The following is a 15,694-nucleotide window of genomic DNA, read 5'->3' as shown; positions in this document are numbered from 1 at the left end:
TCGTGCACATGCGTTACTTTACTAAAACGATAATCCAATCATGCTGGATTGTAGTAGTTTTACAGTTGGAAGCTTCTCAAATACTCAACTTCCTGAAAACCTATGTGGTTACGGATGACATTTCGAAAACGGAATGACCTGCCGCAACTGTTGAACCTACCGCGATTAGTCTTTGGAGTAGTCGCGGATCCGTGGTGGGATCAGGGAAACGTCTACTGGCTCGTACGAGATTTGTGGCCCTTCCTTCGACCAGCTTGCGATGGTCGTTTTGAGGAATTCCTCATCGTTACGTTCCGTGAACTCAGGTTTGTAATGTGCGCCACGGCTTTCGTTACGCAGCAGTGCGCCCAGCGTCATGGCTTCAGCCAACTCAAGCATGTTCCACAACTGGCGTGTAAATGCCGCACCCGGGTTGTTCCAACCTGAAGTGTCATACATATTGATTTTGCCATAACGTTCTTTCAATTCCTTGATCTTGCCAATGGTTGCTTCGAGCTTGTCATTGTAGCGTACAACCGTCATGTTGGCTGTCATCCACTCGCCAAGCTCTTTGTGAATCACATAGGCATTCTCGTTACCCTGCATCTTCATGATGCCTTCGTATTTATCCGTTTGTTGTTTCGTATAGTTATCAAAGACAGAGGAAGAAATATCAGCAGAAGACTTTTTGAGTCCTTTGATATATTCAGCCGCTTTTGGTCCAGCAACCATACCGCCGTAGATGGCCGACACCAAAGAGTTCGCACCAAGTCGGTTCGCTCCGTGGTATTGATACTCGCACTCACCTGCTGCAAACAGCCCCGGAATGTTAGTCATTTGATTGTAATCTACCCACATACCGCCCATGGAATAATGGACTGCCGGGAAGATTTTCATTGGGATTTTACGTGGATCGTCACCCATGAACTTCTCGTAGATCTCGATAATTCCGCCGAGCTTCACATCCAGCTCTTTTGGATCTTTATGGGACAGATCGAGGTATACCATGTTCTCGCCATTGACTCCAAGACCCATATCTACGCAGACGCTGAAGATTTCACGAGTCGCGATGTCACGTGGTACAAGGTTACCGTAGGATGGATACTTCTCTTCAAGGAAGTACCATGGCTTACCGTCTTTGTATGTCCAGATCCGTCCACCTTCACCGCGTGCAGATTCTGACATAAGACGGAGCTTATCATCGCCCGGAATAGCCGTTGGGTGAATCTGAATGAACTCACCATTCGCGTAATTTACACCTTGTTGATACACGGCACTTGCCGCTGTACCTGTGTTAATGACCGAGTTGGTTGTTTTTCCGAAAATAATACCAGGGCCACCACTCGCAAGTATGACAGCTTCGGCCGGGAAGGTCTGCACCTTCATCGTTTTCAGGTCCTGAGCTACGATGCCTCGGCATACACCTTCATCATCGACAACAGCCTGTAGGAATTCCCAGTTCTCATACTTCGTAACCAGACCTGCTGCTTCCCAACGCCGTACCTGCTCGTCTAGTGCGTAGAGCAATTGTTGTCCTGTTGTCGCTCCTGCAAACGCCGTACGGTGATGTTTCGTACCTCCGAAACGACGGAAATCAAGCAAGCCTTCCGGTGTCCGGTTAAACATAACGCCCATTCTGTCCATCAAGTGGATGATGCCTGGCGCTGCTTCACACATCGCCTTAACTGGAGGCTGGTTCGCGAGGAAGTCGCCGCCATATACCGTATCGTCAAAGTGTACCCAAGGAGAATCTCCCTCACCCTTGGTATTTACCGCACCGTTGATGCCGCCTTGGGCACATACGGAGTGAGATCTTTTAACGGGTACTAGTGAAAATAAATGAACATGGACTCCGGCTTCAGCCGATTTGATCGCCGCCATCAAACCTGCGAGACCGCCGCCCACAATAATTACATTAGATGATGCCATTGTTGTTCACTCCTTTATAAGTCAGCAATTATAGAAGTTGTTCAAAAAGTCCCCTTTTTGAACATGAATTGAAAGCTACTGCCTAGATCAGAACTGATTTAACTGCGTCAATCATCGAAGTTGCAACTTGGAAATCGATGCTACGGAAAGCAAATAATGAAGCAATAAACATGATAGAAACAATACCGAATAAGCTCATGCATACGTAAGAGGATACACGCTGCGCGCGCGGACCAACTGTAATCCCCCAGCTAACGAGGAACGACCACAGGCCATTCGCAAAGTGATATGAAGCCGCAACCACACTGATCATATATATAACAAAGGTTATCGGATTCGTCACAGCATCATGAATGACGCCGCCTATCTCTTCATGTGTTACGTTACCCAACGCAATTTGCACACGCGTCTCCCATACGTGCCAGATTACGAACACAAACGTAATGACACCACTGACCCGCTGTAATGTGTAGCGCCAGTTACGCTCATTGCCATAACGACCCACATTAGGCTTAGCCTGATAGGCAATATAAAGACCGTAGACACCGTGGAAGAACAACGGTAACCAAATGAGCGTCGCCTCAATAACAATAACAAGAGGTAAGCCATTCAGAAATGCAACGGCATCGTAAAACGCTTCTTTGCCGCCTTCAACTGCCGTGAAGTTCGTCACCAAATGCTCAATGAAGAACAAACTGAGCGGAATGACGCCGAGCAAGGAGTGCAGCTTTCTGGAATAAAACCCTTTCATAAAATGTCGATCCCCTTTCGCTAAATACAACGTTTTCATAAATTAGTTCACTATCACACACAAACCTTTCCTAAGGAAAGGTTCGACAAATTGTTCCGTTTTCGTCAGGTGTGAACAACTTGTGTCACAATTCATGTTACTCTTTTTTTTCTTATAAGGGAATTGCAATATAATTATTAAATGTTATAACCTATAGGTATAAGCATTGAAACATTGGACAAATACCACATACATCATACAAAATCATTTTTCAAGGATATGCATCACGCTTGATACCAAAAGTGCGTGTTCAAAAGGTCGGTTTTCAGTACCGAGAAGATGATGAAGATAGAAATGGAGTAGCGGAGCGTAGGCAAAACTACGTGAGCAACTACATGTTTCCGAAGGAAACAAGCTTCGTAAGCATCCCGCTTATTTCGGCTGAATTCCATCTTCGACGCTGAGATGCCGCTCGCGCACCCTTCGTAATCAAAATTGGACTTTTTGAACAACCTCTAAAAACAGATCTTACCTTCAATATGCACATATAATCGCATTTAAAGACATCTGAAATGGAAGCGAGGTTAGCGTCTATGTTTGAGGATTTAAACGCCTTTGCGGCGGTCGTGGAGCAATCGAGTCTAAACCGGGCATCCAAGCTGCTGAACCTGTCACAGCCCGCCCTATCTCGCAAAATTGCCAAATTGGAGGATGAGCTCGGGGTAGCTCTCTTTCATCGTCGGGGTAAACGGCTTGAATTAACAAGCGTGGGCCAGCTCGCCTATACGTTTGCCGTTGAACAGAAACAGCAGCAACAGAAGTTTCTAAACATGCTCGCCCAGTATAAAGACGAGGAACAGAGCACGATCACCCTGGGAGCCAGCCTGACCACACTTCAAACGACGTTACCCCCTCTGGTTAATGCATTTATGGAGAAACATCCGAACGCAGAGCTTAAGCTGTTAACAGGTAAAACCCATGAAATCGTTTCTTTTGTCCGTGATAAAAAAGCAGACGTCGGTATCGTCGCCTCCTCCATTAATGAAGCGGGGTTAAACTGCATTCCGCTCTTTGATGACCATCTGGAGCTTGTTGTACCGCTAACTCACCCGTTGTCAGGGCGTGAAGCAGACATGGAGAATCTGCATGAGCTACCGATGATCACTTTTTCCAAAGGCACATGGTATCGCAAACTAACGGACGATCTATTCCATCGTTGTGCGGTTATGCCTGATATTCGTATGGAGATCGACTCCTTCGAAGCCATCATACGTCTATTACCTACATGCAAAGCTGCTGCTCTCCTACCCAAATCGTATCTTCGTCCCCAACTGCTTGCGGATAATGACCTGGTATCCGTTTATCTGCCTGAATTGCAGCAGACTAGGCGAACTACGAGCATGATTTATGGTCATAAGGAAGATCTGAGCAAGACATCGAGACAGTGGATAAAAGAAACCGCTGCGCTGTTCACAGCAAAGGCGCCGCTATCCTCTAAGAGAACAACGACGCCCTAGTTATAGTTTTCATGATCCTTTTTTGCCTTAAATTAATCAATGCCATAGGACGATCTTAGTCCTCTTGGCTGATTACCTCTTCTTCAAAACGCTCGATATTGTCGTTTGTGCCGATAATGACCATAATATCCCCAGTATGGAGAGAGTCTAGCGCCGTAGGAGCGATTATAACCCCTGCCTCCTTCTGTAATGCAACAATGCTACATCCAAAACGTACACGTGCATTCAGTGAGGACAGCGTCTTGTTATGCAGGCACTCAGGCACTTTCATTTCGACAATACTGTAGTTATTGGATAGCTCGATATAATCCAGCAAATTCGGAGTTACCAGCTGATGGGCAACCCGCACTCCCATATCCCGTTCAGGATACACGACACGGTCAATGCCGAGTTTATCCAGCGCACGGCCGTGAAGAACAGAGATGGCTTTGGCTACCACCGTTTTTACACCAAGCTCTTTTAACAATATCGCAGTCAGGATGCTTGTCTGAATATCGTCCCCAATCGCTACGATGCCACAGTCGAAATTCCGGATGCCGAGGGAGCGCAGCACTTCCTCATCTGTTGCATCAGCTACAACGGCATGAGTGACCAATTCACTGATATCTTCGACAACCTCTTCATTTTTGTCAATACCGAGCACCTCGTAGCCAAGTTCCATTAATTCCTGTGCCAAGCTGGAGCCAAACCGTCCAAGCCCAATCACTGCAAACTGCTGTTTTTTCATCGTTCTTCACGAACCCCTTATCCAATAATCATTTTGCCTTCCGGGTACCTGTATAACTCCTTACCCTTTTTCTGTCCAAGTGCATACGCTAGCGTAATTGGCCCGAGTCGACCTGCGAACATGGTAAAACAAATCAATAGCTTACCAAATGTGGTCAGCTTCAGTGTAAGTCCCATAGATAAACCTACCGTACCAAAGGCCGATGTCGTCTCAAATAAAATCATTAAGAAGCTGCTGTCCTCCGTCGTGCTCAGGATCATCGTTACGGTTATAATGAGCAGCAGCGCAAGCAGTGTAATCGTAAGTGCTTTGAAGATCCGCTCCTGCACTAGCCTGTATCTAAAGAAGACAATATCCTCCCGGCCGCGCATCATGGCTATAACGGCACCGATCATAATCATGAACGTAGTCGTCTTGATTCCACCCCCTGTTGAACCGGGCGATGCTCCAATAAACATCAGTATAATCATGAAAAATTGCGTAGCCTGCCTCAAGCCGGCAATATCCACCGTATTAGCACCAGCTGTTCGAGGTGTGACCGATTGAAAGAACGAACCGAGAATTTTACCACCCCAATTCAGCCCACCAAGTGTTCGCGGATTGTTGAACTCGAAGACAAAGATCACTAAAGCTCCCAATACAATAAGTAGACCCGTCGTTAACAGCACAACTTTGGAGTGCAGCGAAATCTTACGGGTTTTATGATAATCAATGAGATCGGACAATACGACGAAGCCAATTCCCCCGGAAATAATGAGGAACATCGCCGTAAAGTTTACCAAAGGATCATAGACATAACTCGTCAAACTGCGAAAATCACCAAACATATCAAAGCCAGCGTTATTAAACATCGATATGGCATGCCAGTATCCGTAATACATCGCTTGACCCAGCGGCATGTCAAATGACCAACGAATAGCGAATAATGTGCCACATACCAATTCAATAATGAGGGAATACGCCACAACTTTGCGAATAAGCCGCACAATACCTTCCATCGTGCTCTGGTTCATCGCTTCCTGCAATATAAGCCGTTCCCGCAAAGAAATCTTACGTTTGAATGCAATCGCCACGAGCGTAGCCATCGTCATAAAGCCTAGTCCACCGATCTGAATCAACAAAGCTATAATAACTTGACCAAGCACGGAGAAATGAGTACCTGTGTCCACAACCACCAGTCCAGTCACACAAACGGCTGATGTTGCAGTAAATAGTGCATCAATAAAAGAAAGGCTGTCCCCACTCTGACTCGATGCTGGAAGCATCAACAGTAATGTTCCTATCAAAATAATCCCGGCAAAGCCAAGCACCAGAATTCGAGGCGGAGATAGGTTCAGCCATTGAACATTTAATTTCACTTATGGATCATCCACCTCTACTAAAATGAAAACAACTCCACCATGTGGAGTTTCAACCTAAACGGTATGATTCGTATGGATTTAACGTATACATACATGTTGAACTATATTGTATTCGTTCCCTTAATACGTTGCAGGCATGCGGTTTGTTACACATTTGCTTCAAAAATTATAATCGCTTGAACGTTTGCAAACAAAACGATTTTTGAGTAAATAGCATCGAATTCCGCCAAATAGGGAAAAACTCAGATATCGGGATGGATTGATCTGATTATTTCGATCGTTTTCATTCATTTTCAAGGATTTACACAGCTTCTCGTTTCCTTATTGGCGTTCAAGGCTTCGCCTGTGATATCTTTACTTTAATATCCATATTAATAAAGGAGGAAACATATTAAATGAATCCCTTAGGGCAGCCTTTAGAACTCAAAGCGAACTTCAAGCGTTTAGGGTTGCTTGCGGCGATCGGCCTGATTCTGTTTTTCGTTTTTCAGATCCTTCCATCTACGTCATCTCAAACGACAGACATCACGTCCACACCCGTTATAAGCAAGGAGCAAGCAACGCAATCAGCAAGATCCTTTGCGGCTTCCGTAGCCGATTATACCCTTCCTAGCAACGAAGAAGAGCCTCTGGTAACGTACCAGACCCATTCAGACATATACGGGTATATGTCCAGAACGAAGCAACTAGATGCTTACAATAAGCAATGGGAAGCTACCTATCCCTATGATGTATACCGCGTACGTTTGGTCGATAACGATCGAGGCGGTTACTTAAATGTCGACGTACATATGAAGACTGGCAAAGTGGTCGGATTTACTCGAGAGCTTCCTTCTTCCCTCTACGCTTCGGCTAATGTTGAAGAAGATCAACAGAAACGCAATGCGACCATTCGTGTGGCTGAAGGAAATATATCTTTAGAACAGAAAGAACGTCTTGCCGCAGGTGTACTTACCGAATTTGGATATGAAATCCCCAAGCTCCAGTTAGATACACAGGATGGAGAAGGTGGACTGAAATATACGGACGTAGATAAACAAATCGGGGACTCCAACCTGGAGTTAAACTTTACGTTTGAAAGTGGCGCAGTTCGTTCCTTTGAAGCTGTTTTCTCCGTGCCTGACTCCCATACCCAGTATGTAAAAGATCAGACGCGTCAGGCTAACTACATGACGTATGGTGGTTACGCATTTCTGACGTTTGTACTCGGCGTATTGGCGATCATCTACAGTATTCTAACGAGAGCACACACCTCATTTAAGCGTGGTATTATCTTATCCTTGATTTACTTTGCAGCTTCCGTCATTGGTACGTTGAACATGCTGCCACTCTTAAAATCTCAAGGATTAAACAGCTTCATGCTCAGCTTCCTCATGATCTTTCAGATTGGAATCACGCTAGTCATGAGTGCCACGATCTACCTATCACTCGTTGCAGGTGATGGGATGTGGAGAAAAATTGGGCTAAACCCTTGGCCACGTGCCAAAGAGCCAGGATATGGTAAATATGTACTTCACAGTATGTATACAGGTTATCTCTGGGCACTAATCTTGCTTGGTGTGCAGTCCATTCTCTTCTTCATTCTTGAACGGAGTATTGGAACCTGGTCAACAACATCTGCCGATCAATCCACATACAATATGAGCTATGCCTGGCTCTTCCCAATCATGGCTTGGATGGCAGGGATCGGGGAAGAGACCGTCTATCGTTTATTCGGTATCCGCATGATGCAGAAGATCGTGCGCAACACCTTTATCGCTTGTCTTATTCCGACCATCATCTGGGCATTAGGACATACCTTATATCCAATCTATCCGGTCATTACACGGCCAATCGAATTAACTGTGATTGGACTCCTGTTCAGTTTCATTATGCTACGTCATGGCTTTGTCGCGGTTGTTTTCAGCCATGTAATATTCAACAGTCTCTTGATGGGTCTGAGCCTTGTCTTCATGGGTGATGCATTCAACGTTTCCGCAGGAATCTTCTGGATTGTACTTCCTGCAATCGTGGGTTATGTCATCTATAAATGTAATCCAAACAAAAAAGAGAAGCCGTATGTCACGACTCCTCATCACGAAGTGCTGCAATAATCTGATTTGCCAGTTTGTCACCAATAGATAGAGGCCGGAAGTCTTCGACGCTGGCCTCTTTTATTTTGCGTAAAGAGCCAAAGTGCTTGAGTAAAAGCTTACGTCTTTTCTCTCCAATGCCCGGAATGGAATCCAAACGTGAAGTTACCATTGATTTGCCACGTTGCTCTCGGTGGAACGAAATGGCGAATCGGTGAACCTCCTCCTGAATTCGTTGCAGCAAATAAAACTCTTGGCTATCTCGCGGTAGCGAAATAACCTCCGGTGGGTTACCAATCATCAGTTGGGATGTTTTGTGTTTGGCATCCTTCACCAGACCACATACAGGAATGAACAAACCTAATTCATTCTCCAGCACATCCACTGCCGCAGAGATCTGACCTTTACCTCCGTCCACAACGATCAGATCGGGCTGAGTGAGGTTCTCTTTCAATACACGTTCGTATCTACGACGAATAACCTCTCTCATCGTCTCGTAATCATCGGGGCCTTCAACCGAACGAACCTTGTACTTACGGTACTCTTTCTTATCCGGTTTGCCATCTGTGAACACAATCATAGCCGAAACAGGATTAGTTCCTTGGATGTTCGAGTTATCAAACGCTTCAATTCGGCGTAATTGATCCAGCCCAATCCAACGCCCCAGACCTTCCGAAGCCTTCGATGTCCGTTCTTCGTTACGCTCAATTAGTCTGAACTTCTCTTCTAACGCCACGCGTGCGTTGTCCACAGCCATCGTAATCATCTGCCGTTTCAAACCGCGCTGCGGAATATGGACCTTGATCTCCAGCCATTCTTGTAACGCAGCGGCTGCCTGGGCTGGCTCTTCCAATCCTGCGGGTTGCGATTCACGCGTTGATGAAGTTGAATCTGGATCGTTATGCTCGGGATCCTCCGTATGAGCCGTTGATTCCTCTAGAGCTGATGTAGTTTGTGCCGGCTCCATATTAGTTTCATAGGTTACAGACGTTTCGGCCACAAGGGGTTCGTCGGTCTTCACCTGCCACTGCTCTTCCGTTGTCTCCGCGGTCACTGCTGCAGGACTAACTGCTTCTGGATCTGTTCCACTTTGAACAGTGTCAGCTACTTCCAGCTCTTTAGGCATGTCAGGCAATAAAATCTCTTGCGGCAATGCCGGGTTGTCGCTGTAATATTGAGTCACATAGGACATGAAATCACTGTATGTTTCGCCATAAAACGGAAACGTGGATACGTGACGTTCGATCATTTTACCCTGACGCATATATAGAATCTGGACACACATCCAGCCTTTATCAATAGCAAAACCAAATACATCACGGTCTCTGGCGTCCGCCATGGTGATCTTCTGTTTTTCCATAATTGCATCAATGGCAATAACCTGATCACGCAGCTCTTTAGCCCGTTCAAAATACAGATCCTCAGCAGCCTCCTGCATTTTGCGCTGTAGATCCTTCTTAATCTCTTCATGCCCACCACTCAGGAAGGAACCAATCTCTTGGGAAATCTCATCGTACTGCTCTTTGTTGACTTCCTCCACACAAGGTGCAAGACATTGACCCATGTGAAAATAGAGACAGACCTCCTTCGGCATCACTCCGCATTTACGTAATGGATACATCCGATCCAGCAGTTTTTTCGTTTGATGAGCCGCATACGAATTGGGATACGGTCCAAAATACTTGGCTTTATCCTTCAGCACCCGCCGGGTTACTTCGAGCCTTGGATGCTTTTCATTCGTGATTTTGAGGTAGGGAAAGGTCTTATCATCCTTAAGTAATACGTTATATCGCGGCATATGCTTCTTGATCAGATTACACTCTAGAATAAGTGCTTCCATGTTACTACCCGTCACGATGTATTCGAAATCGCGAATCTGGGATACGAGGCGTTGCGTTTTACCATTATGACTACCCATAAAATAAGACTTAACACGGTTCTTCAGAACTTTCGCTTTACCTACATAAATAATCGTACCTTCTTTGTTCTTCATCAGGTAACAGCCAGACATATCTGGCAGCAGCGCCAGCTTGTGACGTATATGCTCTAATGCTTTTTCTTGCTCTTGTAAATCTGTCATAAATCCGTCCATCACTCTGTGAATCCTCCTTCCCCGAAAAGGTACACATCAATTGTTCACTTCACACTTCAAGGGGATTAATTATGCCCTCGCCATTTTCATTTATAATACACGTTCAAAAGGGCTGTTTTCAGTGCTTCTTATAATGAATAGTATACTTTATATTGTCCTATATGATAGCATTCGACGCAAAACGCCCCCGGCATATAAACCGGAGGCGAACGTTAAGCCTAGTGTCTTATTGGTGTTTCTCAATAATTCCTTTGAGTGCATCTTTAGAGTTCAGACCAACCACTTTATCAACCGGTTGACCGTCTTTGAAGAAGATCAATGTTGGAATGCTCATTACGCCAAAGCGAGAAGCAGATTCCGGATTTTCGTCCACATTGACTTTTGCAATTTTCACTGCATCGCCAACTTCAGTGGACAGCTCTTCCAGGATTGGAGCGAGCATTTTACAAGGACCGCACCAAGGCGCCCAGAAATCAACAAGAACCGTTCCTTCTCCTTCGACTTCTGCGTTAAAGGATTGATCGGATACGTTAACAATAGCCATGATAATTGTCCTCCTTATATATGCTTACGGTTATTATAACCTGTAACGTCGTGAACGACACTTCCAGTATAACACATGTACTCTTGACTTGTGAAATGAACGGAACAATGTTCATCTATCAAACATCAAATCTTCATAATTATTGATTTCAGGTGTAAATGCAAAATCTTTACAAACGCTTTCTTTTCCAAGTATACTGAACTTACTCCGGGTTTCAGCACCAATAAAGTGCAGGTTCAAAAAGGGCGGTTTTCAGTACCGAGAAGATGGGATGAAGATAGAAATGGAGTAGCGGAGCGTAGGGAAAACTACGTGAGCAACGGACATTTCGGCTGAATTCCATATTCGATGCTGAGATGCCGTTAGGCATCCATCGTAATCAAAAGTGGACTTTTTGAACTACCTTATATAGGTAGCTGCATATCCCCAAAGGAGGAAATCACATGGATGCAAATGTGCGGATCAGTGACCCGCGTGAACATGTCAATGAAGAACCCCGTAACGATCTATTTGATCTGATTGCAGGTGTAGCTGGCATGGGTGGCCTAATGACCGTGATCTTTTTCGGTATGGTTATCTTCAAATTTCTAACCGAATAGGACACGACAGTCACACGCAAGATCCAAAAAAGCCTGGCTTTCGCATTGCGAAAACCGGGCTTTTTGCTGAGCATTGTTTAAACTTATTTCAAGCTAGTTGGATCAACGTTTACCCCGCTGATTCTCCCCACGAACGGATACTACATCAACAAATGGACGAATTCGATCCATCAGACGCTGACCCTTGTTCATTTCCTCGCCGTCTTTGCTTGTGAAGCTCAAATGTTTCTCCAGCCCCTCCAAGTTGTAATTCGACGTGTAGAACGTAGGCTTGCGATTCATGCGGTAGTTCAATATGGAACCCATCACATGGTCACGAACCCATGGATTCAGATTCTCAGCTCCAATATCATCAAAGATCAGCAGGTCACAGCTCTTCAGAATATCTGTCGTTTCCTTAACCTTCTGTCCATCCGTAATCATCGATTTGAGATCCTCTACAAAATCAGGCATATAAATGATAACACCGGTATGACCGGCGACAGCCAGTTCGTGCAACAAATAACACATGAGAAACGTCTTGCCTGTTCCAAATGATCCTTCCAGGAACAGTCCATTAGAAGACAACCCATTCTCTTTAGTTTCGTTAATATAACGAAGAACTCGATTTACCGCTGGTGCACGCATCCGATCTTTGCCCATAATTTCCACATCATCATAACCCGCATTTAGGGCACGCTCGTCCACATAGAAACTACGTATTCTTTGTTTAATCAGATGTTCGTTCTGCCGAGCAATGTGCTTGGAGCAAGGTGCTTTTTTATCTATAATTTCGGGTTTGCCGTTAAAATGTTCTACTTCCAGCTTGCAAAAATGACCCTGAAAATCGTTAGGACAGTTGTCCAGTCCCGGACAATTCGCACAGTTCTTAGAATCTTTGGCATACTGAAACAGCTTGCTCAGATCAGTCATCATCTGTGTGTCTTTCAGTTCAGGATGACTCGCACGGAACTCTCGTACGTATGGATCATCCATCAATTCTGCCGCGATTCGCCGAGACTGCTCACGAAAGGAAGGGTTAAGCTGCTGAAGCAGTCCTCCCAAGGATTCCATGGCTTCAAGCCCCCTTAATGGTGTCTGTATAGAATGAACAATGAACCGTTACTTATACCATTACGATGGTATAGTAACCTTCAATCGCTTTGTAATTCTACTGTTCATTCTATAGAAAAGCAACCAATAACTCAACTGAAACTGAGCGGATACCTCTGGAAAATAGCATAATCCCTTTGTCACGACACAGATGTCAGATCCTACAAACTAGAAACTTGCACTTATTAAAGCCGAAGACCCACGGTTACAATTTCACATGCTCTCGTCTGCATGATCCATTCTTTACTGGCAAAGGATACGGATGAAGCCCCTTCAATTGGACTAGCCTGTTGCGTTTCTGCCTCTTCCTCCAGTATGTTGCTCTTATACATCGTTTCAAATGACTGTGAATTGGTCTGTGAGGCAGCCAGTCTCAGCGTAGTCGCTTCTGTTGTCATGTTGTACCAGCGAAGCATCAGATCGCCTGAATCCGCATTGACCTTGAGGGATGAAAATGCCACCCCTTCCCCTTGCCACGCAAGTGGGGAATGACTAGGTGTGAGATCGCCTGGATGCACTTCAGTCTGTACCAGCGTCCATGGAACTTGGAACTGATAAGCCTCAATATATGCATCTGCAGATGCAGCACGGCCATGATGCGGGATGATCTCCATTTGAAACGAATGCTCTCCGAGACATTGGGCTTCTGGTGTCGGGAACAATCCCCAGTCTCCGAGTTCACCGACAGCTCGCAGTAAGGTAACTGCAATCGTATTGCGTCCATCCTGAAGGACTTCATACTCGTTCAGACCCAAGTTGGCAATGACTAATCCAGCCTGATCCTCACTCACATTCACAAAGCTCTGCTGATGCTGCGTATTGCTAGGATTTTGCCACTCTGGTGCAGGGATATTATCCCTTGTAGTGATTTCGAACATGGAATCCGCATGGTGCACAGCAGTCTTCAGATCCGTTGGGAAAAGAGCACGCACCCGATGATCCTTCGCTTGATTGTTAAAGGTCGTTTCCATGTGAATTCCTTTTCCACTTCGACTGAGCGATAGAACCGTCCGAATCTTTAACGGGATCATTCTCGCAGAACGTTGCGCTTTGCGGTATGGATAATAGATCAATTCCCGTTGCTCACGATCCAGTAATTCATCTGCAGACTCAGGAACTTCCCAATGATGAACAATTTCGTAGGAGACACGATAGGCTGTATCCTCAATGACTCGTACCTCTGCCACAAGATCTTGTGTGGTTCTAGCCACTTCGTTTTCTGGCTGCTTGAACATGTACTCGTTCCCGATATCGCCAACATCCTCGTACATACCAAGATCATGATATGTACGACCTGTTTGTTTATCCGTGAGTGAGAACGAGCCGTTGGCTGCAATCACTACAGATAGATGTTCATTTTCCATAGCACGCTCTGTATGCCTTAATGTGGTTCCATTTGAAAGTTGTCCATCATGAACGTCTTCATTAACTCCCCCTTCACTACGTACCCAAGCATAGGTCTTCAAGCCAAGTGCAGGCACCTTCTCGGCTTCAAAAGTAATTCTGACCCGTCGACAGCTGTATGGCTGGCGAAAGCGATCATCAGGTAGATCATAACCGAATTGCAGACCAAGATCCTCTACTGTGCACGGGACGGATGCACCATGCTCATCAACCAGAATGCGATTGGATAGGTCGATTTCGTTCATCTGAAGAGCCATCTCTTCCAAGGAATAGCCATCACGGAAGTATCTACGTCCAGCATCCAGCTCCATCTGCACAACACCACTACGCTCCCAACCTGTTGTATTGAAAGTAATGAGCGGTCGTGCATCCTCGCCATAGCTGCTAAAGATTGATGTGTCCACCATGCTAGCGATCTCGCTGCTGCTCTGCTCAGCCAATGCTTCGGCTACATGACGACTCTTCTCGAATCGCGTGACCATTTCGCGATGAACCTCGTCCACACTGCACCCACAGATACTATCATGTGGATGGTTTTGCATTAACGTTTTCCAAGCATATGTCAATTGATCATGCGGATAGGTGTGTCCGAGCAGATACGCATAGGACGCCAGTGGCTCAGCCACTTTTTCCAGCATCGCTTGCCCTAATTGATTCATTTGTTTGAGATACACACGAGCGGAGGCCGTATTCACAAGCGTTCCCCAACCATCCGTACGCTGACTACGCAATTCTCCTTTTACCGTGGATAGCTCATGTTCGGCATTTCCTTTCAGTGCTTCTAGATAATCTGGAAAGTTGGAATGAACAAACTCAATATCGGGGTATAATTGTTCCGCCATCCGAATGGCTTCCGGCAGATCCCGCTGGATCGGCTGATGATCGCAACCGTTCATGTACAACAACTCATTGGTCGAAGCATATTTCTCTGCGTCTGCAAGCTTGGTTTCCCAGAACTTCCGAGCTGAAGCCTCATCCACCGGAACCTCATTCCCGTTCGAGTACCAGTTAGCAAACAAAACACCGAGCACTTTCGATCCATCCGGTCCTTCCCACATCAACTCAGAGAAGCTGGATTCATATCCTTCATCCGATACCGTATTGTTAAAGCCTGTAGGTTTAACGCCCCGACCAAAGAAAACATTATCAATCCCCGATTGCAGCATGAGCTGCGGAGTCTGTCCAACCAGACCAAACGTATCAGGAAAATAACCGATCTTCGACGGTGTGCCATAACGCTTGGCATCCTGATGTCCAACCTGCATATTGCGCACATTGGCTTCCCCGCTCGTCAGGAATGCATCCTGCAAAATGTACCAAGGACCAATCACAATTCTTCCGTTACGGATATGTTTCTCCAGTCGTTCCTTCTGCTCTGGGCGAACCTGAAGATAGTCCTCAATAATAATGGTCTGCCCATCCAGATAAAAGCTTTTGTAATCCAGTCCCTCATCCAGTTGATCCAACAGCGAATCTACCAGTTGTACTAAACGCATATGATGCTTCTCATACGGCAGGTACCACTCACGATCCCAGTGCGTATGGGAGATAATATGTGCTCTCTTCGACTTTCGAGTTCTGCTTACTGATCCCGTAGTTAAATCTTGGTCTGCTTGTGTTGCTGGTTCTGTATGGTGTTGGGTCATCG

11 protein-coding genes are annotated in these 15,694 nt (G+C 45.7%); 3 read left to right on the top strand and 8 right to left on the bottom strand.

Annotation, left to right across the window (positions count from 1 at the left end):
• Positions 1–165 precede the first annotated feature (165 nt).
• Together sdhA and M3636_RS22805 are read right to left on the bottom strand one after the other, a co-directional pair.
• Positions 166–1,908: a succinate dehydrogenase flavoprotein subunit gene (sdhA, locus tag M3636_RS22810; protein ID WP_128103414.1), complete on the bottom strand. Its 1,743-nt coding sequence runs from the start codon at positions 1,906–1,908 to the stop codon at positions 166–168.
• Positions 1,909–1,990: 82 nt separating this feature from the next.
• On the bottom strand, positions 1,991–2,659 hold the full coding sequence (locus tag M3636_RS22805) for a succinate dehydrogenase cytochrome b558 subunit (RefSeq protein ID WP_128103415.1): 669 nt from the start codon (positions 2,657–2,659) through the stop codon (positions 1,991–1,993).
• Positions 2,660–3,231: 572 nt separating this feature from the next.
• Here M3636_RS22805 and M3636_RS22800 point away from each other — a divergent pair.
• Positions 3,232–4,155 (top strand): LysR family transcriptional regulator, encoded by a 924-nt coding sequence (locus tag M3636_RS22800; RefSeq protein WP_145408679.1) that lies wholly within the window; start codon positions 3,232–3,234, stop codon positions 4,153–4,155.
• Between the two features lie 55 nt (positions 4,156–4,210).
• On the opposite strand, the gene M3636_RS22795 is transcribed toward M3636_RS22800, so the two are convergent.
• Both M3636_RS22795 and M3636_RS22790 read right to left on the bottom strand, forming a co-directional pair.
• Complete coding sequence (locus M3636_RS22795; protein ID WP_145408680.1) at positions 4,211–4,882, bottom strand: potassium channel family protein; 672 nt, start codon at positions 4,880–4,882, stop codon at positions 4,211–4,213.
• Positions 4,883–4,899: 17 nt separating this feature from the next.
• A complete protein-coding gene (locus M3636_RS22790; RefSeq protein ID WP_251384135.1) occupies positions 4,900–6,240 on the bottom strand; it encodes a TrkH family potassium uptake protein in 1,341 nt (446 codons plus the stop codon).
• A 398-nt stretch (positions 6,241–6,638) separates the two neighbouring features.
• Here M3636_RS22790 and M3636_RS22785 point away from each other — a divergent pair, with 398 nt between their 5' ends.
• Positions 6,639–8,336, top strand: a complete 1,698-nt coding sequence (locus M3636_RS22785; protein ID WP_251384134.1) for a CPBP family intramembrane glutamic endopeptidase — start codon at positions 6,639–6,641, stop codon at positions 8,334–8,336.
• Here M3636_RS22785 and uvrC read toward each other — a convergent pair.
• Positions 8,305–10,407 (bottom strand): excinuclease ABC subunit UvrC, encoded by a 2,103-nt coding sequence (gene uvrC / locus M3636_RS22780; protein WP_251384238.1) that lies wholly within the window; start codon positions 10,405–10,407, stop codon positions 8,305–8,307. The two genes, M3636_RS22785 and uvrC, sit on opposite strands and share 32 nt — an antisense overlap.
• Before the next feature lie 226 nt (positions 10,408–10,633).
• The gene (gene trxA, locus M3636_RS22775) at positions 10,634–10,951 is read right to left on the bottom strand and encodes a thioredoxin (RefSeq protein WP_036605788.1); all 318 of its coding nucleotides are present in this window, start codon (positions 10,949–10,951) and stop codon (positions 10,634–10,636) included.
• Between the two features lie 443 nt (positions 10,952–11,394).
• Here trxA and M3636_RS22770 point away from each other — a divergent pair, with 443 nt between their 5' ends.
• Positions 11,395–11,550, top strand: a complete 156-nt coding sequence (locus M3636_RS22770) for a YqzM family protein (protein ID WP_095292061.1) — start codon at positions 11,395–11,397, stop codon at positions 11,548–11,550.
• Positions 11,551–11,652: 102 nt separating this feature from the next.
• Here the strand turns inward: M3636_RS22770 and dnaI are convergent, their stop codons facing one another.
• Positions 11,653–12,603, bottom strand: a complete 951-nt coding sequence (gene dnaI / locus M3636_RS22765; protein WP_251384133.1) for a primosomal protein DnaI — start codon at positions 12,601–12,603, stop codon at positions 11,653–11,655.
• A gap of 224 nt (positions 12,604–12,827) precedes the next feature.
• Complete coding sequence (locus tag M3636_RS22760) at positions 12,828–15,692, bottom strand: alpha-mannosidase (protein WP_251384132.1); 2,865 nt, start codon at positions 15,690–15,692, stop codon at positions 12,828–12,830.
• Positions 15,693–15,694: the final 2 nt, after the last annotated feature.

The organism is Paenibacillus sp. MER 99-2 (genome assembly GCF_023714095.1).
Lineage (GTDB): Bacteria > Bacillota > Bacilli > Paenibacillales > Paenibacillaceae > Paenibacillus.
The sequence above is the reverse complement of the archived record's forward strand: the minus strand, read 5'-3'. Positions and strand labels throughout refer to the sequence as shown.